We start from the raw sequence: 21246 nt of genomic DNA, 5'->3' as shown, positions 1-21246 counted from the left end.
ACCACGAGGTAACACATGAAAACAATCAAGAACCTGCTCGGTGGCTCGCTATTGGCACTCACCGTCCTGGCACAATCAGCCACGGCCGCCGAACCTGCCAAACCGATCCACTTCGGTGACATCACCTGGGAAAGCGGCAGCCTGATCACCGAAGTGCTGCGCCTGATCGTCGAGAAAGGCTATGGCCTGCCCACCGACACCTTGCCCGGCAGCACCGTGAGCCTGGAGGCCGCCCTGGCCAAGGACGATATCCAGGTGATCGGCGAAGAGTGGGCCGGGCGCAGTCCGGCGTGGGTCAAGGCCGAAAGCGAAGGTAAGGTGTTCGGCCTGGGCGACACCGTCAAAGGCGCCACCGAAGGCTGGTGGGTGCCGGAGTACGTGATCAAGGGCGACGCCGAACGGGGCATCAAACCCCTGGCCCCGGAGCTTAAATCCGTCGCCGACCTGGCCCGCTACAAAGACGTGTTCCGCGACCCCGAAGACCCGACCCGTGGGCGCTTCCTCAACAGCCCCACCGGCTGGACCTCGGAGATCGTCAACAGCCAGAAGCTCAAGGCCTATGGCCTGACCGACACCTACGTCAACTTCCGCACCGGTTCCGGCGCGGCGCTGGATGCCGAGGTTGCATCCTCGATCCGTCGCGGCAAGCCGGTGCTGTTCTACTACTGGTCGCCGACGCCACTGCTGGGGCGCTTCAAGTTGATCAAACTGGAAGAACCACCGTTCAACGCCGAAGCCTGGAAGACCCTGGCCGACGCCAACAACCCGCACCCCATCGGTACTCGTTCGATGCCAGCGCACCTGGCGATTGGCGTGTCGGCGCCGTTCAAGGCGCAGTACCCGCAACTGGTGACGTTCTTTGAAAAAGTCGACCTGCCGATTGACCTGCTCAACGGCATCCTCGCGCAAATGGCCGAGAAACGCACCGCGCCGCGCCAGGTGGCCGAAGCGTTCCTGAAAGAACAGCCGCAGGTCTGGCAGCAATGGGTGCCGGCGGACGTCGCGGCCAAGGTCAAGGAGAGTCTCTGATGCGCAAGCTCATCGCAGCCACACTGCTGGCACTGTGCGCCGGGCCGCTGCTGGCGGCAGAACCGGCCACCCTGCGCGTCGGCTACCAGAAAAGCTCGGTGAGCATGGTGCTCGCCCGTGAGCATCACCTGTTCGAGCAAGGGTTGCCGGGCACCAAGGTCGAGTGGATCGAATTCCTCGGCGGCCCGCCGCTGATCGAAGCCCTAAATGGCGGCAGCATCGACATCGGCAATATCGGCGACATCCCGCCGATCTTCGCCCAGGCTGCCGGCATCGACATTCGCTACATCGGCGTCGAGCCCAATGACGGGCGCACCGAAGCCATCCTGCTGCCCAAGGACAGCACCGTGCAAAGCGTGGCCGAACTCAAGGGCAAGCGCGTGGCGTTGCTCAAGGGTTCCAGCGCCCACAACCTGTTCCTCAAAAGTTTGCTGCGTGCCGGCTTGCAGTGGAAGGACGTGAACGTGGTGTACCTGTCGCCCTCCGACGGCCGTGCCGCGTTTGAACAAGGCAAGGTCGACGCCTGGGTGGTGTGGGACCCGTACTACTCGGCGGCCGTGGTGGACGGTTCGGCGAAGGTGCTGGGGGATGGCCAGGGGCTGAACCCGGCGGGCAGTTTCTTCATCGCCAGCGGGCCGTTTGCCAAGCAGCACCCGCAGGCGATTGCGGCGATTCTCAAGGTGTTTGCCCAGGCGCAGCGGTTGTCGCTGGACCAGCATGATGAAAGCGTCGCGCTGATGGCCAAGACATTGGGCTTGCAGCCGGCGGTGGTGGAGAGTTACTTCCAGCACCGCTCGCCGACGCCGAGCCGGCCATTGGAAGCGGTGGATATCGCCAACCAGCAACGTACGGCCGACGCGTTTTTTGCCAACGGCCTGATCCCGAAAAAGGTCGATGTGCAGCAGGTTGTGTTCAAGGCCCCTTAACTTGATCCCTGTGGCAAGGGAGCTTGCTGTGGGGGGGAGTTTGCTGTGGCAAGGGAGCTTGCTTTAGGGAAAGAGCTGTTGTGGCGAGGGAGCTTGCTGTGGCGAGGGAGCTTGCTCCCGCTGGGCTGCGTAGCGGCCCCAAAAAAAGCGGGAGCGCTGCGCACTCCAGCGGGAGCAAGCTCCCTCGCCACAGCAAGCTCCTCACCACAACAAGCTCCTTCACCACAACAAGCTCCCTCCCCAAAGCAATCTCCCTCACCCCATAAAAGCATCTTCAGCATCGACCTTCGCAACCCATCAGTGAGCAGACCATGCAACCGATCTACATCGACTTCCTCAACGGCCTGGACATCGACGAACTGGCCCTGACCAACGACGAAATCCTCAACGCCATCGAATCCAGCCTGGCCATCCAGGGCCGCAGCGAGGCGGTGATCGAGCCGCGCATGCACCTGATTCCCGGCGGTGAAATCAACGGCCACTTCAACGTGCTGCGCGGTGTATTGGGCGGCGCAATCGGCTACGCCGGGGTCAAGGTGGTGGGCGACTTTGTCGATAACTACCGCAAGGGCCTGCCCTCGGAACTGGCGATTCTCAATCTGCTGGACCCGGCCACCGGCATCCCCAAGGCCATCCTCGACGCCTCGGCGATTACCGACATGCGCACCGGCGCCGTCACCGCCATCGGTGCCAAATACCTGGCCCGTCCCGACAGCAAAATCCTCGCGCACATCGGTGCCCGTGGCACGGCGTATTGGAACGTGCGGCTGCTGGACCACCTGTTCGACTTCGACGAAATCCGCGTGCACTCGCGCCGCAGTGAAAGCCGCGAAGCCTTCGCCGAACGCCTGCGCCGCGACCTCGGCAAGCCGGTGATTGTCACCGACGACTGGGAGTCCACGGTGCGCGGCGCCGACATCGTGGTGGAAGCTTCACGCCTGGATCAGCCGCAACCGTTGCTGCACACCGAGTGGATCAAGCCCGGTGCCTTCGTCGTGCCCTACGGCACCATGAGCGCGGTGGAACTGTCGTTGACCGACATCATGCACAAGCTGGTGGTGGACGACTGGGGCCAGTGCAAGGGCGGGATGTTCGGCGCATTGCGCGCCCATGTCGACGCCGGAAAACTCAGCGCCGAGACCTTGCATGCCGAGTTGGGGCAGATCGTGGCCGGCTTGAAGACCGGCCGGGAAACCCCCGAGGAAACCATCCTGTTCTGGCACCGTGGCTTGAGCCTCAGCGATATCGCCCTGGGCCACGCACTGCTGGAAAAATCCAGACGCCTGGGGATCGGCCAGCGGTTGCGCTGGGCATGATTCACTTCGATCCCGCCGGTTTGACGGTTGAGGATTTGCTGTCGATTGCCCGCCAAGACGCACCGGCTGACTTCAGCGATGCGGCCCGCCAACGTATCGACGAAGGGCATCGACTGTTGCTGCGTCTGGTGGCTGAAGGCACGCCGATTTACGGGGTGACCACCGGCCTCGGTGCGGCGGTGGATACGCAGGTTGCGCCGGTGCAGGCAAACATTCCTTTGGGGCGTGCGGTGGGCGTTGGCCGCCTGGCCAAGCGTGAGGAATTACGCGCGATCACCGCAGCCCGCTTGGCGGGGTTGGCCCAGGGGCGTTCGGGTATTTCGCCGGGTGCAGCGCAGGCGCTGTTGGCGTTACTCAACTGCGGCATGGAGCCCGCGGTGCCGTTGCTCGGCTCGCTGGGTGAGAGCGACCTGGCGCCGTTGGCGCATTTGAGTCTGGCGCTGAACGTGCCATTGACGGGCAAGGATGGCCTGGCGCTGGTGTCGGCCAACTCCGCGAGCATCGGCCTTGGCGCGTTGCTGGTGGCCGAGGCCGAACAGGCATTGCAGGCCGTGTTGGCGGGGCTGGCGTTGTCGTGTGAAGGCTATCGGGCCAACCTCAGTCCGTTCCAGCCTTGGGCTTCGCGGTTGCGCCCGGCGCCGGGGCAAAGCGGGCAATCAGCGACGTTGCTGGAATTGCTGGCGGGCGGCGAATTGGCCGATAACCCGCGTCGGCTACAGGACCCGCTGAGCTTTCGCTGTGCCACGGTGGTTCAAGGCGCGGCACAACAGGCAGTGCAGGCGTTACGCGAGTTGATCGAACTGGAACTGGCCAGCGGCGCGGACAATCCGGCGTTGATCAGCGAAGACGCGTTGGTGCTGGCCACGGCCAATTTCGACAGCACCCATCTCGCGCTGGCGGCCGAAGGCTTGGGCCTGGCGTTGAGCCGTGTGGCGGTGTGCAGCGCCGAGCGGATTGCCAAGTTGCTGTCGCCGGCTTCCAGTGAACTGCCGCGCTTTCTGATCGACCAGCCCGGGCACGTGGGCATGGCCGCCTTGCAGCGCACCGGTTCGGCGTTGGTGGCGGAGATCGGGCACTTGGCCAATCCGATCCCGGCGGTGAGCGTGCCGGTAGCGGATCGCGTGGAAGATTATGCGGGGCAGGCGCTGGCGGTGGTCGAGAAAACCCGGCAACTGGTGCAGCGCGTGGTGTGGCTGGGCAGCATTGAGTTGATCGTGGCGGCGCAGGCGGTGGACCTGTGCGGCACGGTTCAACTGGGGCAGGGCACCCGGCGTATTCATCAGGCGGTGCGCCGCCAGGTGGCGCACCTGGATCAGGATCGTTCGGGGTCGGTGGATGTGTTGGCGTTAAGCGCATTCATCGAAAACGATGGCTTGAAACCCATTCTCTAAAACTATGAAGACCCAATGTGGGAGCTGGCTTGCCTGCGATAGCGGTGTTGGATTCACCATCGCTATCGCAGGCAAGCCAGCTCCTACAGGTTGATCGCATTTCAGGTCATGGATTTTCAGCGGCCAAGGCAGCAATCACTGCCGGGCGTTCACCGACCCGCTGCTGAAACTTCGCCAACGCCGGCCACTGCTGCAAGTCGATATCAAACAACCCCGCCCAGCGCAGCACCACAAACAGGTACGCATCCGCCACCGAGTACTGCGCGCCCAGCAGGTAATCCTGGCGCTCCAGGGTCTGCACCAGAATCGCAAAGCGCTTGAACAGCGTGGCCTTGAACAGCGCCTTCACCTCATCGGGAATCGCGTCCTTGAACAACACTCCCAGCCCGCCATGAATCTCGCTGGAGACATAGTTCAGCCACTCCTGCAAACGCACCCGCTCCCAGCTGCCATTGGCCGGCGCCAGGCCCGCTGCGGGTACCCGGTCGGCCAGGTATTGCAGGATGGCGGCACCTTCGGTCAGTACCTCGCCGTTGTCCAGTTGCAGTGCGGCTACATAGCCCTTGGGATTGATCTGCAGGAAATCATCACCGTCAGCCGTGAGCTTTTTCTGGTTGTCGACGCGAATCAATTCAAACGGCAGGGCCAATTCCCGCAGCGCGATATGGGAGGCGAGGGAACAGGCATTCGGGGAAAAATACAGCTTCATCGGGACAACTCCGCAGGACAGTTGCCTTCAGTCTCGTGGGCATGGCACCTTGGGTAAAATTAATCTTTCAGAATCCTGCCATAAGGACAGCTACTGCCATGATGAACCTGATGCACTGGCGCCTGCTGGTGGCCGTGGCGGACAACGGCAGCATCACTGCCGCCTCCGAACGAGTGGGCATGACTCAGTCCGCCGCCAGCCAGGCGATGGCGGCCATGGAGGCCAACCTCGGTGCGCAGTTGTTTGTGCGTGAGGCGCGTCAGACCGTGCCTACCGCCCTGGGCCTGCAGGTGATCGAGCAGGCGCGGGTGATGCTCGGGGCCTTGCAGGCGATTCGCACCACCGTGGACGAAGCGCGGCCGATGCTGCGTGGGACGATTCGCATCGCGAGTTTCCCCATGGTGCTGGCGGTGTTCCTGCCGCCGCTGCTGCGTCGGTTCAACCAGCTTTACCCCGGCATCGAGGTCACGGCCCTGGAAGTGACCGACGATGAAGTGAACACCTTGCTCGACGCGAATCTGATCGACCTGGGCGTGGTGCTCAACCCGCCGTCCGAGCGCAGTGCCGCCGTGCTGGGGCGCGATAACTGGGTGGCGGTGCTGCCGATGGCCCACGGGTTTTCCCGGCGCCCGGCACAGGCAACGGTCACGCTGGAAGAGTTGGTGGAGCAACCGTTCGTGCTTGCCACCGGCGGCTGCACCGTCAACGCCCGCAGCCTGGCGCAGGAAGCCGGCCTGGTGCTGCGCGAGGTGCGGGTGGAAGTGCGCGAATGGAACAGCGCTTTCAGCCTGGTGCGTGAAGGCGTGGGAGTGACGCTGGTGCCCGAGATGACCCTGCCGGCCCAGCGCCACGGCTTGCGCATCATGCCGCTGGCGGAGCCGGTGCATCGCGAGTTTGCGTTGGTGACATCACGCCACCAACCGCCCTCCGCAGTGGTTAATGCTTTGTTGCAAATGCTGGCTGACTAGTGGCCTTGCATAGCGCCAACGCCTGTCTATGCTCACCCAGAACCGTTGATGACGCTCGGCATATAAAGCGTTTCGGATAGGTTTCTCCATAAAGGTCTGCGATCAAGATTCAAACCGTGAATGGAATGCGCCCGCCTGGGCGTCGGGAAAATAAAGGGTGATCTGACATGTTCAACCGCCAACACAAATCCGACCTGCTGGAAATCGAACGTTTCTCCTGCGCCCTTACCGAAGCCAAAGCCAAATTGGCCGCCATCAGCCGTTCCATGGCAATGATCGAGTTTGATCGCGATGGCATCGTGCTGGATGCCAATGAAAACTTCTGCAAGACCATGGGCTACCGCGCCGAAGAAATTCGCGGCAAGCATCACCGGATTTTCTGCGAAGAGGCCTACACCCACACCGATGCCTACGCCAAACTCTGGCGCGACCTGGCGCGGGGCGAGCCCCTCAGTGGCACCTTCATGCGGTTGAACAAGCATGGCCAGGAAGTGTGGCTGGAGGCCAGTTACATGCCGGTAATCGGTGCCGACAACCAGGTGCAGAGCGTGATCAAGGTGGCCTCGGACATCTCGGCGCGGATTCACCGCGAGCATGAAAACCAGAGCCTGATCGACGCCATCGGCCGCTCCATGGCGGTCATTGAATTCACCCCGCAAGGCCAGATCCTGAATGCCAACGACAACTTCCTGAAGACGGTGAAGTATTCCCTCAGTGAAATCGTCGGCCAGCACCACAGTCTGTTTTGTCATCGCGGTGAGACCGATTCGCCGGCCTACAAGGCATTCTGGGCCTCGCTCAACCGCGGCGAATATCACTCCCACCGCTTTGAGCGCAAAGATAAATTCGGCCAAACGCTGTTCCTGGAAGCCTCCTACAACCCGATCTTCGATGCCAACGGGCGCCTGTACAAAGTGGTGAAGTTCGCCAGCGACATCACCGACCAGGTCACCACCTTGCGCACGGCTGCCGACTCGGCTCACGCCACCTCGGTGCAAAACGACGCCTGCGCCCGCAAGGGTTCGGAAGTGGTGCAGCAGACCGTGCAGATCATCGAAGAAATTTCCCGTGACCTTAACGAAGCGGCCGTGAGCATCGACGCAGTGAGCAAGCAGTCGGACATCATCGGCACCATCGTCCAGACCATCCGCGGCATCGCCGACCAGACCAACCTGCTGGCGCTGAATGCGGCGATCGAAGCGGCCCGGGCGGGCGAGCATGGGCGCGGGTTTGCGGTGGTGGCGGATGAGGTGCGCAGTTTGGCGGCGCGAACCAGCCAGGCGACGATCGAGATTGTGGATGTGGTGCGCAAGAACCACGACCTGTCGATCAGCGCGGTGTCGAGCATGCAGTCGAGCCTGAGCCGCACGGGGCTTGGGGTGGAACTGGCGAATGAGGCGGGGCAGGTGATCCTGGAGATTCAGGAAGGGTCACGGCATGTGGTGGATGCGATCAGTCAGTTCAACTCGACACTGCAATTGCAGTAACACCGCAGATCAAATGTGGAATGAGCTTGTGTGGGAGCGGGCTTGCTCGCTCCCACATTTGGTTTGTGGTGTGGCTTAGATCGCAGCCAGGGTTTCTTTCACGTTCTGCGCCTGCGGGTCAGCCGTCTTCGCCGCTACCTGCTGCGTCTGCTGCTCTTTCAGGCGTTCTGCAACTTCCTTGGAAATAGCATCCTGCTTGTCCTGAGGCATGTTCTTCACATCGTCCTCGGTCAAACCCTGTTCCTTGAGCAGTTGCTCGCGGATGCGCTCGGCCGGGCTTTTTTTCATGTAGTCGGTGAAGTCACTGCGGGCCGACGTGGTGGAGTCAGTCTTGGCCGTATCGGTGGTCGAGGCGGTTGCGGTGGTGGCTTGCAACTGCACACGGGTCTTGGCGAAGGCGGCGTTGATGTTGTCGGCAGTGGCGTCGGCCGCTGCCTGTGTGGTCGATACAGTGGTAGTGCCCTGTTGCACGTTTTGCGCGGCACCGCTGTACAGCGCGCTGGCCGCGGCGTTGGCCGGGTCCATGTCTGCGCGCTTGATGCGTTGGATCGTCGACTGAGCCTGGGGGTTGTTGTTGATCAGCATGATCAGGACACCTGTGGATGTGGGCGGTGCCACAGGTGGAGCAATTAGCGTGCCCAGTGGTATGGCCCCGTGTTTACGGGGCTTTTGGCCGCTACCGTCGGCAAGCGTTGGCGTGCCGACGGCCATTGTTTGCCGCTAGTGGGCAATGTTCTCCAGCGCCAGGTTGCGGGTGCGCGGGCCGAACCAACTGATGGTGATCATCACGATCAACATGCTGCTGGCGATAAACGCCAACACGCCGGGCGTGCCGAGGTGTTCGAGGATCACACCGATCAACAGGCTGCTGAACACCGTCGACAACCGGCTGAACGAATAGCAGAAACCCACCGCCCGGGCGCGGATGTTGGTGGGGAACAGTTCGCTCTGGTAGGAGTGATAACTGAAACTCAGCCAGGCGTTGCAGAAGGTGATCATCACCCCGCAGATCACCAGGCCCACGGCGGTGGTTTGCAGCGCGAACAAACTGCCGAAGATCACCGCGCCGAGCGCCGAGCCGACAATCTGCCATTTGTTCTCAAACCGGTTCGCCACCTTCACAAACAGCAGCGGCCCCAACGGGTAGGCGAGGGTGATGATGAAGGCATAGCCCAGGCTGTGAGTGACGCTCACGCCCTGGCCCGAGAGCAGGGCCGGCAGCCAGTTGCCGAAGCCAAAAAAGCCGATGGCCTGGAACACATGAAACACAATCAGCATCAACGCCCGGCGCCGGTACGGCGGTTGCCAGATATCGGCGAAGCGCCCTTGGCCCTGCACGCTGACGGCTTGCGGTTCCGGCTCATCGAGTGGCTTGCCGTGGTCTTTCCGGCAGCGCGCTTCGAGGTTGTCCATGATTTGCCCGGCTTCGTCGAAACGGCCTTTTTGTGCGAGCCAGCGCGGCGATTCCGGCAGGCGCTTGCGCAGTTGCCAGATAAACAGCGCAAATACCGCACTGCTCACCACTACCCAGCGCCAGCCGGAAATCCCGAACGGTGCCTGGGGTACCAGCCACCACGACATCAACGCCACCGCCGGCACCGACAGGAACTGGATGAAAAACGCAAAGGCAAACGCCGAGCTGCGCATGCGCTTGGGCACCAGTTCCGAGAGGTAGGCGTCGATGGTCACCAGCTCGATGCCTAAACCAATGCCCACCAGGAAGCGCATGCAGATGATGCCCAGGGCGGAGGTCTGGATACCCATCAACACCGTGGCGACGGTGTACCAGATCAACGCAAAGGTGAAGATCGCCCGGCGCCCGTAGCGGTCGGCAATCGGGCTGAGCAGGCTGGCGCCGAGGAACAGGCCGAGAAAGGTCGCCGAGGCAAAGGCCGCCTGGTCGGAGAAGCCGAATACGCCCTGGCTGCCGGTGTGGAAAATTCCGTCACTGATCAGGCCGGGGCTGATATAGGCAGTCTGGAACAAGTCATACAGCTCGAAAAAGCCGCCAATCGACAGCAGCGCCACCAGGCGCCAGACAGTGGCGACGGCGGGCAACCGATCAATGCGCGCGCTGATGTGCGCGGCGCGGATCGGGTCGATACCGTCTGCAAGAGAGGGTGAAGACATGGGCAGAAGACTCAGTAAGTGATCGGGATCTCGAATTCCTGGAACGCATCATCCACCGGTTGGTAACCCAGCACACGGGTTGTTTCGCTGAGGTCCAGGCGTTTGAAACGGTTATTGGAAATGCCATGGGCGATCAGGTGTTTCACCCCGATGGTTTCCACCGAGCGTTGTAGCAGTTGCACGGCGTCGCGGGGGCTGAGCCAGGCGCTGAGGTCGCGGGCGTTGTTCAGGTCGTGGGTTTCGGGGAATTCAAACGCACCGATGCGCAGGGCGATGGTGGAGAGCGGGGTTTTGGCCGCGTAAAAACCGCACAGGGCTTCGCCGTAGCATTTGCTCACGCCGTACAGGTTGGCGGGCAGTACCGGCATGCCCGGCGTGATCTGCCGGTCTACCGGGTAGCCTTCGATGGTCTGGGCACTGCTGGCGAACACCAGGCGCTTCACACCTGCGGCCACGGCAGCTTCGAACAGGTAGGTGGTGGCCAGGATATTGTTGGGCAACAACTCGTCGAAGGTCGCGCTGGCGTGGGGGATGCCCGACAGGTGCACGATCACGTCAATCCCGTCGAGCAGGGCGGCGAGGGCGGTTTTGTCGCTCAGGTCGGCGGGGATGAAACGGTGCTCGCCGAGGGCGAAATCCGGCTCGATGCGGTCGGTGAGGGTGAAGCGGTAGCGGTCTTTCGAGGCTTGGAAAAACGTCTTGCCGATGCGGCCGCAGGCGCCGGTGAGTAGTACGTTGAGTCCGTTCATTGGGTAGTCCTTGTTTTTAGTTGTGGCCGTCGAGGGCGAAGGTTTTGAAGCCGGGGCGTTGGCTGAGGGTTTCGTAGTAGGCGCTGACCGCCGGGTAGGACGGATGCTCCATGGGCGTCATCCACCAGCGGTGCACCGACAGGCCGATGAGGATGTCGGCCAATGTGAAGTCTTTACCGGCGACGTAGGCACCGGTTTTGATCAGTTGTTCTTCGAGCAGGCCCATCTTGTCGTTCCAGGCCTTTACCGCGGCGGCGATGGCTGGCGCGTCCAGGCCGTCCGGGTTGTTGCGCACCAGGGCGGTAAACGCAGCACCCCAGGAACGGTTGAGTTCGATGGCTTGCCAGTCTATCCATTGCTCGACTCTGGCCCGGGCTGCCGGCTCGACAGGCAACAGGTCGTGGCGTTGGTGCAGGCCCACGAGGTAGCGGCAGATGGTATTGGATTCCCACAGCACGCCGTTGTCGTCGATGATCACCGGGACTTGGGCGTTGGGGTTCAGGGCCAGGAATTCGGGGGACTGGGTGGAGGCGAAGCCGATGCCCCAATCTTCGCGGTCGTAGGGGATATCCAGTTCCTGGCAGGTCCACAGGACTTTTCGCACGTTGATGGAAGAAGTGCGACCGAGGATTTTCAGCGAATGGCCCATGGTGCTTTCCTGACGAGGGTGAGAAGGCAGGGGGCAATTTAGCAGGGGCCAGAAGGCACGGCGAGGTTGTTAAGTGGGCAGGATCAAAAATGTGGGAGCGGGCTTGCTCGCGAATGCGGTGTATCAGTGATGGAAAGCTCGGCTGACACACCGCATTCGCGAGCAAGCCCGCTCCCACAGTTTGACCGCGTGCGGTCTGTTAGATCAGTGGTGATTCCTGGTCCATCAGCTTGCCCATCAGCAATACGCCCAACTCACTCAACTGGTGAATCGCCAATGCGGTGTCGCGGTCTTTGCCGGTGAGTTCATCAGACAGGTCGAGCAATAACGTGCTGACCGAGGAAAACGTCTCGTAGCTGTTGGCGATCAGGCTTTCGCTGCTGGCGTCGGGGCTGACGGTGAATAAGGCGGGAGGATTTGGAGTTGCTTTGAACATAGGTGAGTTCTCTAACTGGGCCACCACCTGATCGCTACTAAACGAAAGGGTGGCGGCTGCACGCAGGTTAGTAGACCGGTAGACCCTCACAAAACCCGGCGCGCCACGAGGGCGCCCTGCGCACAGCCACCATCAAGCACAGACAGGTAAGTCCGATAGATGAAGCTCATGCACATTTGTGAGGGGTTGCTCGGGCTACTAAACCCGATCACTGAGAAATTCAGCGACCGGGCAACCTTAGAGAGCCCTACCCAGGCGCACAAGCCGGCGGATTCTGACGTACCTGTAGGTAACGGAGCAAGGCGCTGCCATCAACACCAGCCACTTCCTACAGCTACCGCCTAGGTACTCTCGCGCACCTTCAACTCAAACCCCATGTCCACCACCGGCCGGGCGATCTTGTTGCCGGCCATCACCGTCAACAAATGCTCGGCTGCCCGCCGGCCAATGGCTTCACGCGGGGTGCTGATGCTGCTCAAACGCGGCACCATGAACGAGGAAGACGGCAGGTCGTTGAAGCCCAGCACCGAGATCTGCTCCGGCACCTTGATGCCATGGCGCAGCGCTTCCAGCAGCGCACCTTGAGCCAGGTCGTCGTTGCCAAAGAAGATCGCGTCCACATCCGGATGGCTGGCCAGCAACTGCAGGAACAATTCACCACCCAGGCCCAGCGACGATGGCCGTGGCGTCAACACTTCCAGCGCAGGGTCATACAACCCCGCCTGTTGCAGAGCGCGCCTGAAACCCTCACCGCGCAACAACGTGCGCTGGTCCAACTGAGCGCCAATGTAGGCCAACCGCTTGCGCCCCCGTGAGATCAAATGCGCCGCCGCTGTTTCCCCGGCGTTCAACTGCGAAAATCCTACGCAGTTCAGTCCGGCGCCCGGGTCCAGGTCCATCATGTACACACACGGCACGTTGCTCGATTCCACCATGCGCCGGGCACTTTCCGTACGGTCAAACCCGGTCAGCAGCAAACCCCGTGGCTGGTAGGCCATGTAGTTGCGCAGCAGGTCTTCTTCTTCGTCGCGGGAATAGTGGGTGTTGCCGATCAGCACTTCAAAGCCCTTGGGCCGCAGCACCTGGTGGATGGCTTCCAGGGTTTCGATAAACAGCAGGTTGGACAGCGACGGCACCAACACCACCACCGACTGGCTCTGGGCAGATGCCAGGGCACGGGCGGCGGGGTTGACCACGTAGCTCAGTTCGGCGGCGGCTTTTTGCACTTTTTCCACCAGTTCGGTGGCCACGGTGCTGATGCCGCGCAAGGCCCGGGAGGCGGTAATCGGGCTCACGCCAGCCAGGCGGGCCACTTCATTGAGGGTAGGGCGGCCCGTGGTGCGGGTATTTTTATCGTTCTTGGGAGTCATCAGGCGGCTTGCCAAACAAAAATCGAGGCACTAAGGTAGCGCTGTCTCCAAGACCCTGCAAATTCTTGAACGTCGGGATGCCTGTTCCCGTTCAAACCTTTGGAGCAGATGCACGCGTCACTCCATAAAAATGACAAGACGGCGCGGGAAAAGCCTGTTTTTGCACTAGCCTTACAGCGTGCAAAGGTAGCGCTATCTGCGTCTTGAGGTGTTTCATGAGTCAACCTGTTACTGCCCTCGTGATCATGGGTGTTTCCGGCTGTGGCAAGTCCAGCGTCAGCGAGGCCCTGTGCCTGCTGAACGGCGCCACCGCCATCGAAGGCGACAGCTTTCACCCCGCCGCGAACATCGAGAAGATGAGCGCCGGCCATCCCCTTAACGACGAAGACCGCGCCGGCTGGCTCGACATCCTGTGCGATGAGCTGCGCCGCTCGCTCAAGGCCGGCGAGCATCCGGTGCTCACCTGTTCGGCCCTGAAGAAGAAATACCGCGACCACCTGCGCGAAGCCGCGCCGGGCCTGGGGTTTGTGTTTCTGGAGCTGACCCGCGAAGTCGCCGCCGACCGTGTATCCCATCGCCCCGGCCATTTCATGCCGGCCAGCCTGATCGACAGCCAGTTCGCCACCCTGGAATCCCCGGTGGGCGAGCCGTTGACCCTGGCGCTGAACGCCAGTGAAGACAGCGTTGAAGAACTGGCCGAGCAAACCAATGCCTGGTGGCTCGAACACGGCTTTGAACCAAACAAATAATTTTTTGCCGGACAAGATAGCGCTGTCCGCCTGCACTGAATTTTTTACCGGCTTTAATAACAACAACAAACAGGAGAGACCCCCATGTTTGGCTTGTCCCACGATACCTATCTGCTGCTCGATGCAGTGGTGACCATCATCGGCCTGATCGTGTTGATCACCCGGTTCAGAGTCCACCCGTTCATTGCGCTGATCATCGCCGCAGGCTTTCTCGGCCTGACCTCGGGCATGCCCGTGGACAAGATCATCAAGGCCTTCCAGGACGGCTTCGGCGGGGTGCTCGGCTTTGTCGGGATTATCCTCGCGCTGGGTACGATGCTCGGCAAGATGATGGCCGATTCCGGCGGTGCCGATCAGATCGCGCAAACCCTGGTGCGGGCCTTCGGCAAGGAGAAGGTGCAGTGGGCAATGATGTTCGCCGCGTTCCTGGTGGGCATTCCGCTGTTCTTCGAGATCGGTTTTGTGTTGCTGATCCCGCTGGTGTTTATCGTTGCGCGCCGTACCGGTGTGTCGCTGATCAAGATCGGCATTCCGCTGCTGGCCGGCCTGTCGGCGGTGCACGGCCTGGTGCCACCGCACCCGGGCCCGCTGCTGGCGATCGGCGTGTTCGGTGCCGACATCGGCAAGACCATTCTCTACGGCCTGATCGTCGCGCTGCCTACGGCGATCATCGCCGGCCCGCTCTACGGTTCGTTTATCGCCAAGTACATTCCGGGCAACCCGTCCCAGGAACTGGTAGACCAACTGGCCAGTGAGCAACCGGAATCCAAGACCCTGCCGAGCTTCAGCATCACCCTGATCACCGTGCTGTTGCCGGTGTTCCTGATGTTGCTGAAAACCTTCGCCGACGTCGCCCTGCCGGACGGCCACGTGATCCGCAACTGGATGGACATGATCGGTCACCCGATCACCGCCTTGCTGCTGGCCTTGCTGTTGTCGCTGTACACCTTTGGCCATCGCCAGGGCATTGGCTCCAAGCAAATCCTCAAGCTGCTCGACGCCAGCCTGGCGCCGACGGCTGCGATCATCCTGATCATCGGCGCCGGTGGTGGCTTCAAGCAGATGCTGGTGACCAGCGGCGTAGGTGATGTGATCGGCCATATGGCGGTGACCGCGCAGATCAACCCGATCCTGCTGGCCTGGCTGGTGGCGGCGGTGATTCGTGTGGCTACCGGTTCTGCGACGGTGGCGACCATTACCGGTGCCGGCATTGTGGTGCCGGTGGTGGGGATGATTCCGGGGGTGAACCGCGAGTTGCTGGTATTGGCGACGGGGGCGGGCTCGCTGGTGCTGTCTCACGTCAACGATGCGGGGTTCTGGCTGGTGAAGCAGTACTTCAATATGACCGTGGCCGAGACGTTCAAGACCTGGACGGCGATGGAGACCATTCTGTCGGTGGTGGCGTTGGGCTTTATCATGTTGCTGTCGCTGGTGGTCTAGGCGGTAAGTGATCGTTCCCACGCTCCGCGTGGGAACGCATCCTGTGACGCTCCGCGTCACAAGCGGACGCAGAGCGTCCAAGGCGGCATTCCCACGCAGAGCGTGGGAACGATCATTCCTGCCGTTGGATCGGGTCAGGCGTCAGCTTTCTTGACCAGCCCATCCGCCCGGAACATCGCCCGGATGCCCCGCACCGCCTGGCGAATCCGGTCCTGGTTTTCGATCAGTGCAAAGCGCACGTGGTCGTCACCATACTCACCAAAGCCAATCCCCGGCGACACACACACCTTCGCCTCAAGCAGCAGCTTCTTGGCAAACTCCAGCGAGCCCATCGCGGCATACGCCTCGGGAATCTTCGCCCAGACGTACATCGACGCCTTCGGGTTCTCGACCATCCAGCCCAGCTCATGCAGGCCTTTCACCAGCACGTTACGGCGCTGGCGGTACTGCTCGGCAATGTCTTTCACGCACTGCTGATCGCCTTCCAGCGCCGCAATCGCCGCGACTTGCAGCGGGGTGAAGGTGCCGTAGTCGTGGTAACTCTTGATCCGCGCCAGGGCGTTGACCAGTTCCGGGTTGCCCACCATGAAACCGATGCGCCAGCCGGCCATGTTGTAGCTCTTGGACAGGGTGAAAAACTCCACCGCGATATCCTTGGCGCCCGGCACTTGCATGATCGACGGAGCTTTCCAGCCGTCGTAGACGATGTCGGCGTAGGCCAGGTCATGCACCACCAGCACGTCGTACTGCTTGGCCAGGGCGATCACCCGTTCGAAGAAGTCCAGCTCCACGCACTGTGCGGTGGGGTTGGACGGGAAGCCGAGGATCATCATCTTCGGCTTGGGGATCGAGCCACGAATCGCACGTTCCAGTTCAGCGAAGAAGTCCACCCCCGGAATCAGCGGCACCGAACGCACCTGGGCGCCGGCAATCACGGCACCGTAGATGTGAATCGGGTAGCTGGGGTTGGGCACCAGCACCGTGTCGCCCTGGTCCAGGGTGGCCAGCATCAAGTGCGCCAGGCCTTCCTTGGAACCGATGGTCACGATGGCTTCGGTTTCCGGGTCGATGTCCACTTCGTAGCGGTCTTTGTACCAGCGCGAAATCGCCCGGCGCAGCCGCGGAATGCCTTTGGAAGTGGAGTAACCGTGGGTGTCTTCGCGTTGGGCGACGGTGACCATTTTTTCCACGATGTGCGGTGGAGTGGCGCCGTCCGGGTTACCCATGCTCAAGTCGATGATGTCTTCGCCGCGCCGACGCGCAGCCATCTTCAACTCGGCAGTGATATTGAACACGTAAGGGGGGAGTCGATCTATGCGCGCAAAGCGGCGCGGCGAACGGGGTTCGGCCATTGTTGCCTCGAAATACGTAAGCGCCCGGAACCGTCCGAGCGACGTCGGCCACTGCGGTGGCCTGCGGGGCAGACAATACGGTCGGTGATGGCCAATTGTCCAGATGCTGTGGGAAAAATTTCTGTTTGGAGTGCGACGGGGATATGCCCCTATACTCGACGCGGGTTTGTTCCCTCATAAGAAGGAGACTGTTCAGATGGATCAACAGACAAAACTGCCGTTACAGCCGCGCATGGAAGAGGGCAAGGCCCTGGTGATCGCGGGTGTGCAAGGGCGTTATTCAAAGGCCACGATTGGCGATATTCCCAAGTTGTGGGAGCTGTTCGACAGCTGCTTCAAAGAGATCAAGAAACGCGTCGGCGGCGTAACCTATGGCGTGTGCCACAACGCCAAACACGATGAATTTGACTACCTGGCCGGCGTTGAAGTACCGGCCAAGGGCGATGTACCGAGCAACTTCCAGTCGATTGAAATCCCGGCCCATCGCTATGCCGTGTTCCCGCATTTTGGCCCGGTGCAGGCGCTGGCGCAGACCTATGAACGCATCATGTTCGAATGGCTGCCGGTCTCCGGGTACAAGGTGGTCGGGGCTGATTTTGAGCGCTACAGCGCCGATTTCGATGTGGGTAAAGGCACGGGCTCCGTGGAAATCTGGATCCCGATCAACGCCGAATCCGCCTGACCGCGCCACCGGCAGGAGCGAGCACGTTCGCTCCTGCAATGGCCTCTCAATACAGCGTGGCCTTGACCCGCTCCGGCATCTCGCGGTCATAGGCTTCGGCGTCGAACGCCCCATCATTCAAGCGCTTGTGAAACGCCCCGGCGGAGGGCAGTGCCGAGCGATCCAAGTGCTTTTCCGGGTTCCAGCAATCGGAGCGCACAAAGGCTTTGGAGCAATGGAAATACGCCGCCTCCACCTGCACCAGAATCACCGAACGGGCCGCTTTGCCATTTACCGCAAAGCTCTCCAGCAACTCAGGCTCGATGGAAATCTGCGCCCGGCCATTGACCCGCAACGTCTCGCCAATGCCCGGGATGATGAACAGCAACGCTATACGCGGGTCCACCACCAGATTACGCAGGGTGTCGAGGCGGTTATTCCCCGGCCGATCCGGAATCGCCAACGTGCGCTCGTCGATGATTCGTACAAAACCTGGCACGTCGCCACGGGGCGAACCGTCGATGCCGTCCGGGCCGGATGAACTCACCACCACCAAGGGTGACGCGCGGACCATGGCCTGGTAATCCTCGTTGAGAAACGGGATTTCCTTGCGCACGGCCCGTTCGTGGGGCAGGCCGTAGAGGGATTCGAGTTGTTCCAGGGTTGTTAGCATCTTCACCAGCTCCTTATTGTTTAAAACACCCACGCCAACCGGCGCTCATACCCAATCCGCCCCTTATACGCCTCCCCGCTGTCCACCCAGCCCTGCTGCAAATACAGCCCCATCGCCGCCACATTATCCGTGTCCACCGACAGCTCCAGTGCCTTGATCTGCGGCCAGACCAGGCGCGCGGCGGCGGGGAGGGCTTGCAGGCAGGCTTTGCCAAACCCCAGGCCTTGCTGATGGCGATCGACTTGCAACGCGTGCAGCGTGGCGCTGTGTTCATCCGCCCAATGGGGCAGGCAGGGTGGGCGTTTGAGCAGCAGGAAGGCCACGGGAATCGCGTCGGCGAGTAACGCAAAGCCTGCCACGCCGGGATTCGGATTGACCAGCAGGGTGTTCAGCGCACAGTAGATATCGCCGGAAAAACCCAGTTGTTCGGGATGCACTTCCAGGGCGTTGAGTTGCTGTTGTTGCAGGGCAGTCAACGTCTGATAGGCGACGAGGCGGGTTTCCATCGGCGTAGCATCCGAAATCCTACAAAGAAGCGCGGATTCTAGCGGGTTTGCGGTAGTCGCAATTATTTTTTGCGGGACTGTCGATTGGCCCGGGGCTCAGTCGACTAAGGGGGTCTTCAGTGATTTTTCCCGCAAGGAGTATCGCCATGAGCACCGCAATCAGCAGCTTGATCGAACAATGGAAACAGGCGGTCACCGCCAAGGATGTCGAGAAAATAGTCAGCTTTTACGCCGACGATATCGTCGCGTTCGACGCCGTTAGCGCCCTGCAGTTCAAGGGCAAGGCCGCCTATCAGGCGCACTGGAAGGCGTGCATGGAGTTCTGCCCGGGCCCTGGGGTCTTTGACTTCCATGAGATGCGTATCGTCGCCGGCGATAACAGCGCCTTTGCCCACTGGCTCGCGCACTGTGGCGGCACCGGGCCCGACGGCGTACTCAAGACCTGCTGGATGCGCGTCAGCGCCGGCTACCAACGCGTTGGCGGCGAGTGGAAAGTGGTGCATGAACATTGGTCGGCACCGTTCGACATGGAAACCGGCGCCGGTCTGTTCGACCTGAAACCTTGAGCGCCGCGAACTATAGTCAGTTGTCCGAAAACGGAGAATCCCATGAAATACCTCTGCCTGATCTATAGCAACGAACAGGTGCTGCACGATTCGCCCGACAGCCCCAAGGACCCGGAATGTTTCGCCTATGGCCAGTCCGTGCAGGCCAGCGGGCGCATGCTCGCCGCCGAACCGCTGGAGTCGGTGAGCACCGCCACCACCGTGCGCATGCGCAATGGCAAGTTGTCGATCACCGACGGGCCGTTTGCCGAAACCAAGGAGCAGCTCGCCGGGTTTTACCTGATCGAAGCCAAGGACCTGAATGAAGCGATCCAGGTGGCCGGCGGCATACCGGCGGCCCGGGTCGGCAGTGTGGAAGTGCGCCCAGTGCGTGAATTGAATCTCTGATCACAACAATAAAACCCAGGAGGTTTCCCATGAGCATTCAACCCAAACCCGCCGAATTTGAACTGTCCATCAGTCGCTTGATTGATGCCCCTCGCAGCCGCGTGTTTCGCGCCTGGACCGAGCCGGCCTTGTTGCAGCAGTGGTGGGGCCCACACGGCATGACCACTCCCGAGTGCGAAATGGACCTTTGGGTGGGTGGGCAATTTCGCACGCTGATGCGCGCGCCGGACGGCAGCGAATACCCGACCCAGGGCGTATTCCTGGAGATTACCGCCCCCAGTCGGCTGGTGTTTACCGACGCCTTCACCCCCGGCTGGATCCCTTCGGGCCAGCCATTCATGACCGCCGAAGTCACCTTTGAAGATGTCGACGGCAAGACCCTGTACACCGCCCGCGCCATGCACTGGAGCGCCGAAACCAAGCAGGCCCACGAAGCCATGGGCTTTCACGAGGGCTGGGGACAGAGCCTCGACCGGCTGGTGACGCTGGTGACCGAAGGCCTGCGCGATTGACGGTGCAGGCCCGGGTTGAAGCGGTTTATCGCAGCGAATCGCGGCGCATCCTGGCGACCCTGATTCGCTTGCTTGGCGATTTCGACCTGGCTGAAGAAGCCTTGCACGAGGCGTTCTTCGTCGCAGTCGAGCGCTGGGGGCAGGACGGTGTGCCGGATAACCCCCGGGCCTGGCTGGTCTCGACCGGGCGCTTCAAGGCCATCGACCGTTTACGTCGCCAGGCGCGTTTTACCCCGTTGTTGCAGGCGCAAGCTGATGCGCTGGAAGCGGCAGACTGGAGCGTTGAAGACGTGGAAGACGACCGCTTGCGCCTGATCTTCACCTGCTGCCACCCGGCGCTGGCGGCGGATGCCCAGGCGGCGCTGACCTTGCGTGAGATCTGCGACCTCACCACCGAGGAAATCGCCCGGGCGTTTCTCGCCACGCCCACTAGCATCGCCCAGCGCATCGTGCGGGCCAAGGGCAAGATCCGCGAAGCGAAGATCCCCTATCAGGTGCCATCCCTGGCGGAGTTGCCCGAGCGCCTGGACAGTGTGCTGCGGGTGATTTACCTGGTGTTCAACGAAGGCTATTCGGCGTCAATGGGCGCCGACCTGACCCGTGAAGACCTGACCCGCGAAGCGATTCGCCTGGGCCGCTTGCTGATGGAGTTGTTGCCGGAGCCGGAAGTGATGGGCTTGCTGGCGCTGATGTTGCTCCACCAATCCCGGCGCCCGGCACGCACTTCGGCCGGCGGTGAGTTGGTGTTGCTGGATGAGCAGGACCGTTCGCTGTGGGATGCGTCGTTGATTGCTGAAGGATGCGCCCTGGTGGAGAAATCCCTGACCACACGCCGCTTCGGGCCCTACAGCCTGCAGGCAGCGATTGCGGCGGTACACGCTGAAGCCGTGAGCGCCGATGAGACTGATTGGCCGCAGATCGTCGGGCTGTATGACGTGTTGCTTGGAGCGATGCCATCGCCGGTGATCGAGCTGAATCGCGCGGTGGCCGTTGCGATGCGCGATGGAGCGCAGGCCGGTTTGCAATTGGTGGACGGCATTCTGGCGCGGGGGGAGTTGGTGGACTATCACCTGGCGTACTCGGCGCGGGGCGAGTTTTGTCGGCGATTGGGGCGAGTGGAGGACGCGCGGCGAGCGTTTGAACGGGCGCTGGCATTGACCCAGCAAGTGCCCGAAAAGCGCTTTATCGAGCGGCGTTTGGCCGAACTCAAATAGTGCAGGCGCCGGAGATCCAAATGTGG

Annotated in this window: 23 protein-coding genes and 1 pseudogene; 14 read left to right on the top strand and 10 right to left on the bottom strand. The window is 61.7% G+C overall.

Features of this window, described 5'->3' with window-relative positions:
- The first annotated feature begins 15 nt into the window (after window positions 1–15).
- The 4 genes from C0058_RS24980 to C0058_RS24965 all read left to right on the top strand — a co-directional run bounded on the left by C0058_RS24980 (window position 16) and on the right by C0058_RS24965 (window position 4662).
- Complete coding sequence (locus tag C0058_RS24980; RefSeq protein WP_102369755.1) at window positions 16–1029, top strand: ABC transporter substrate-binding protein; 1014 nt, start codon at window positions 16–18, stop codon at window positions 1027–1029.
- Window positions 1029–1955, top strand: a complete 927-nt coding sequence (locus tag C0058_RS24975) for an aliphatic sulfonate ABC transporter substrate-binding protein (RefSeq protein ID WP_008431606.1) — start codon at window positions 1029–1031, stop codon at window positions 1953–1955. The genes C0058_RS24980 and C0058_RS24975 overlap by 1 nt, the downstream gene beginning before the upstream one ends.
- A 311-nt stretch (window positions 1956–2266) precedes the next feature.
- A complete protein-coding gene (locus C0058_RS24970; protein ID WP_003213072.1) occupies window positions 2267–3271 on the top strand; it encodes an ornithine cyclodeaminase family protein in 1005 nt (334 codons plus the stop codon).
- A complete protein-coding gene (locus tag C0058_RS24965; protein WP_102369754.1) occupies window positions 3268–4662 on the top strand; it encodes an aromatic amino acid lyase in 1395 nt (464 codons plus the stop codon). The genes C0058_RS24970 and C0058_RS24965 overlap by 4 nt, the downstream gene beginning before the upstream one ends.
- Window positions 4663–4768: 106 nt before the next feature.
- On the opposite strand, the gene gstA is transcribed toward C0058_RS24965, so the two are convergent.
- The gene (gstA, locus tag C0058_RS24960) at window positions 4769–5371 is read right to left on the bottom strand and encodes a glutathione transferase GstA (protein WP_003213075.1); all 603 of its coding nucleotides are present in this window, start codon (window positions 5369–5371) and stop codon (window positions 4769–4771) included.
- A 98-nt stretch (window positions 5372–5469) separates the two neighbouring features.
- Here gstA and C0058_RS24955 point away from each other — a divergent pair, with 98 nt between their 5' ends.
- From C0058_RS24955 to C0058_RS33305, 3 genes and pseudogenes are all read left to right on the top strand, one after another.
- Window positions 5470–6339, top strand: coding sequence for a LysR family transcriptional regulator (locus tag C0058_RS24955; protein ID WP_102369753.1), 870 nt, complete (start codon window positions 5470–5472; stop codon window positions 6337–6339).
- Between the two features lie 167 nt (window positions 6340–6506).
- Window positions 6507–7235: pseudogene (locus tag C0058_RS33310) on the top strand (PAS domain-containing protein); the annotation flags it as partial.
- A gap of 18 nt (window positions 7236–7253) precedes the next feature.
- Entirely contained in the window at window positions 7254–7826 is a 573-nt protein-coding gene (locus C0058_RS33305) for a methyl-accepting chemotaxis protein (RefSeq protein ID WP_371132976.1), read from the top strand.
- A 75-nt stretch (window positions 7827–7901) separates the two neighbouring features.
- Here the strand turns inward: C0058_RS33305 and C0058_RS24945 are convergent, their stop codons facing one another.
- The 6 genes from C0058_RS24945 to C0058_RS24915 all read right to left on the bottom strand — a co-directional run bounded on the left by C0058_RS24945 (window position 7902) and on the right by C0058_RS24915 (window position 13163).
- Window positions 7902–8411, bottom strand: a complete 510-nt coding sequence (locus C0058_RS24945) for a hypothetical protein (protein WP_102369752.1) — start codon at window positions 8409–8411, stop codon at window positions 7902–7904.
- 135 nt (window positions 8412–8546) lie between these two features.
- A complete protein-coding gene (locus tag C0058_RS24940; RefSeq protein WP_087693167.1) occupies window positions 8547–9956 on the bottom strand; it encodes an MFS transporter in 1410 nt (469 codons plus the stop codon).
- 11 nt (window positions 9957–9967) lie between these two features.
- Window positions 9968–10705 (bottom strand): NAD(P)-dependent oxidoreductase, encoded by a 738-nt coding sequence (locus C0058_RS24935; protein ID WP_102369751.1) that lies wholly within the window; start codon window positions 10703–10705, stop codon window positions 9968–9970.
- 16 nt (window positions 10706–10721) lie between these two features.
- Window positions 10722–11354, bottom strand: a complete 633-nt coding sequence (locus C0058_RS24930) for a glutathione S-transferase family protein (protein ID WP_102369750.1) — start codon at window positions 11352–11354, stop codon at window positions 10722–10724.
- Between the two features lie 199 nt (window positions 11355–11553).
- The gene (locus C0058_RS24920) at window positions 11554–11790 is read right to left on the bottom strand and encodes a DUF6124 family protein (RefSeq protein WP_003213089.1); all 237 of its coding nucleotides are present in this window, start codon (window positions 11788–11790) and stop codon (window positions 11554–11556) included.
- 341 nt (window positions 11791–12131) lie between these two features.
- On the bottom strand, window positions 12132–13163 hold the full coding sequence (locus tag C0058_RS24915) for a LacI family DNA-binding transcriptional regulator (RefSeq protein WP_167665540.1): 1032 nt from the start codon (window positions 13161–13163) through the stop codon (window positions 12132–12134).
- A 212-nt stretch (window positions 13164–13375) separates the two neighbouring features.
- Here C0058_RS24915 and C0058_RS24910 point away from each other — a divergent pair, with 212 nt between their 5' ends.
- Together C0058_RS24910 and C0058_RS24905 are read left to right on the top strand one after the other, a co-directional pair.
- Entirely contained in the window at window positions 13376–13909 is a 534-nt protein-coding gene (locus C0058_RS24910) for a gluconokinase (protein ID WP_087693163.1), read from the top strand.
- Window positions 13910–13993: 84 nt separating this feature from the next.
- Window positions 13994–15349, top strand: a complete 1356-nt coding sequence (locus C0058_RS24905) for a GntP family permease (protein ID WP_102369748.1) — start codon at window positions 13994–13996, stop codon at window positions 15347–15349.
- Between the two features lie 134 nt (window positions 15350–15483).
- Here the strand turns inward: C0058_RS24905 and alaC are convergent, their stop codons facing one another.
- Window positions 15484–16701 (bottom strand): alanine transaminase, encoded by a 1218-nt coding sequence (alaC, locus tag C0058_RS24900; RefSeq protein ID WP_003213096.1) that lies wholly within the window; start codon window positions 16699–16701, stop codon window positions 15484–15486.
- Between the two features lie 196 nt (window positions 16702–16897).
- Here alaC and C0058_RS24895 point away from each other — a divergent pair, with 196 nt between their 5' ends.
- Entirely contained in the window at window positions 16898–17383 is a 486-nt protein-coding gene (locus tag C0058_RS24895) for a GyrI-like domain-containing protein (RefSeq protein WP_102369747.1), read from the top strand.
- A gap of 46 nt (window positions 17384–17429) precedes the next feature.
- On the opposite strand, the gene C0058_RS24890 is transcribed toward C0058_RS24895, so the two are convergent.
- Both C0058_RS24890 and C0058_RS24885 read right to left on the bottom strand, forming a co-directional pair.
- Window positions 17430–18035 (bottom strand): pyridoxamine 5'-phosphate oxidase family protein, encoded by a 606-nt coding sequence (locus C0058_RS24890; protein ID WP_063027754.1) that lies wholly within the window; start codon window positions 18033–18035, stop codon window positions 17430–17432.
- A 20-nt stretch (window positions 18036–18055) separates the two neighbouring features.
- Complete coding sequence (locus C0058_RS24885; protein WP_102369746.1) at window positions 18056–18541, bottom strand: N-acetyltransferase; 486 nt, start codon at window positions 18539–18541, stop codon at window positions 18056–18058.
- A gap of 146 nt (window positions 18542–18687) precedes the next feature.
- Here C0058_RS24885 and C0058_RS24880 point away from each other — a divergent pair, with 146 nt between their 5' ends.
- Genes C0058_RS24880 through C0058_RS24865 form a run of 4 tightly spaced genes read left to right on the top strand, consistent with a single transcriptional unit; the run spans window position 18688 to window position 21220 of the window.
- Window positions 18688–19107, top strand: coding sequence for a nuclear transport factor 2 family protein (locus C0058_RS24880; RefSeq protein WP_003213104.1), 420 nt, complete (start codon window positions 18688–18690; stop codon window positions 19105–19107).
- A gap of 42 nt (window positions 19108–19149) precedes the next feature.
- A complete protein-coding gene (locus C0058_RS24875) occupies window positions 19150–19494 on the top strand; it encodes a YciI family protein (RefSeq protein WP_003213107.1) in 345 nt (114 codons plus the stop codon).
- Window positions 19495–19523: 29 nt separating this feature from the next.
- The gene (locus tag C0058_RS24870; protein ID WP_003213108.1) at window positions 19524–20006 is read left to right on the top strand and encodes an SRPBCC family protein; all 483 of its coding nucleotides are present in this window, start codon (window positions 19524–19526) and stop codon (window positions 20004–20006) included.
- A 2-nt stretch (window positions 20007–20008) separates the two neighbouring features.
- On the top strand, window positions 20009–21220 hold the full coding sequence (locus C0058_RS24865) for an RNA polymerase sigma factor (protein WP_102370297.1): 1212 nt from the start codon (window positions 20009–20011) through the stop codon (window positions 21218–21220).
- Window positions 21221–21246 lie beyond the last annotated feature (26 nt).

The sequence above is a fragment of the Pseudomonas sp. NC02 genome (assembly GCF_002874965.1).
Classification (GTDB): Bacteria; Pseudomonadota; Gammaproteobacteria; order Pseudomonadales; family Pseudomonadaceae; genus Aquipseudomonas.
This window is presented reverse-complemented; position numbering and strand designations above follow the sequence as displayed.

Bases quoted from the DNA above. Each gene is read 5' to 3' on its own strand.
- C0058_RS24980 (WP_102369755.1), top strand. From the start codon at position 16: ATGAAAACAATCAAGAACCTGCTCGGTGGCTCGCTATTGGCACTCACC.
- C0058_RS24975 (WP_008431606.1), top strand. From the start codon at position 1,029: ATGCGCAAGCTCATCGCAGCCACACTGCTGGCACTGTGCGCCGGGCCG.
- C0058_RS24970 (WP_003213072.1), top strand. From the start codon at position 2,267: ATGCAACCGATCTACATCGACTTCCTCAACGGCCTGGACATCGACGAA.
- C0058_RS24965 (WP_102369754.1), top strand. From the start codon at position 3,268: ATGATTCACTTCGATCCCGCCGGTTTGACGGTTGAGGATTTGCTGTCG.
- gstA (WP_003213075.1), bottom strand. From the start codon at position 5,371: ATGAAGCTGTATTTTTCCCCGAATGCCTGTTCCCTCGCCTCCCATATC.
- C0058_RS24955 (WP_102369753.1), top strand. From the start codon at position 5,470: ATGATGAACCTGATGCACTGGCGCCTGCTGGTGGCCGTGGCGGACAAC.
- C0058_RS24945 (WP_102369752.1), bottom strand. From the start codon at position 8,411: ATGCTGATCAACAACAACCCCCAGGCTCAGTCGACGATCCAACGCATC.
- C0058_RS24940 (WP_087693167.1), bottom strand. From the start codon at position 9,956: ATGTCTTCACCCTCTCTTGCAGACGGTATCGACCCGATCCGCGCCGCG.
- C0058_RS24935 (WP_102369751.1), bottom strand. From the start codon at position 10,705: ATGAACGGACTCAACGTACTACTCACCGGCGCCTGCGGCCGCATCGGC.
- C0058_RS24930 (WP_102369750.1), bottom strand. From the start codon at position 11,354: ATGGGCCATTCGCTGAAAATCCTCGGTCGCACTTCTTCCATCAACGTG.
- C0058_RS24920 (WP_003213089.1), bottom strand. From the start codon at position 11,790: ATGTTCAAAGCAACTCCAAATCCTCCCGCCTTATTCACCGTCAGCCCC.
- C0058_RS24910 (WP_087693163.1), top strand. From the start codon at position 13,376: ATGAGTCAACCTGTTACTGCCCTCGTGATCATGGGTGTTTCCGGCTGT.
- C0058_RS24905 (WP_102369748.1), top strand. From the start codon at position 13,994: ATGTTTGGCTTGTCCCACGATACCTATCTGCTGCTCGATGCAGTGGTG.
- alaC (WP_003213096.1), bottom strand. From the start codon at position 16,701: ATGGCCGAACCCCGTTCGCCGCGCCGCTTTGCGCGCATAGATCGACTC.
- C0058_RS24895 (WP_102369747.1), top strand. From the start codon at position 16,898: ATGGATCAACAGACAAAACTGCCGTTACAGCCGCGCATGGAAGAGGGC.
- C0058_RS24890 (WP_063027754.1), bottom strand. From the start codon at position 18,035: ATGCTAACAACCCTGGAACAACTCGAATCCCTCTACGGCCTGCCCCAC.
- C0058_RS24885 (WP_102369746.1), bottom strand. From the start codon at position 18,541: ATGGAAACCCGCCTCGTCGCCTATCAGACGTTGACTGCCCTGCAACAA.
- C0058_RS24880 (WP_003213104.1), top strand. From the start codon at position 18,688: ATGAGCACCGCAATCAGCAGCTTGATCGAACAATGGAAACAGGCGGTC.
- C0058_RS24875 (WP_003213107.1), top strand. From the start codon at position 19,150: ATGAAATACCTCTGCCTGATCTATAGCAACGAACAGGTGCTGCACGAT.
- C0058_RS24870 (WP_003213108.1), top strand. From the start codon at position 19,524: ATGAGCATTCAACCCAAACCCGCCGAATTTGAACTGTCCATCAGTCGC.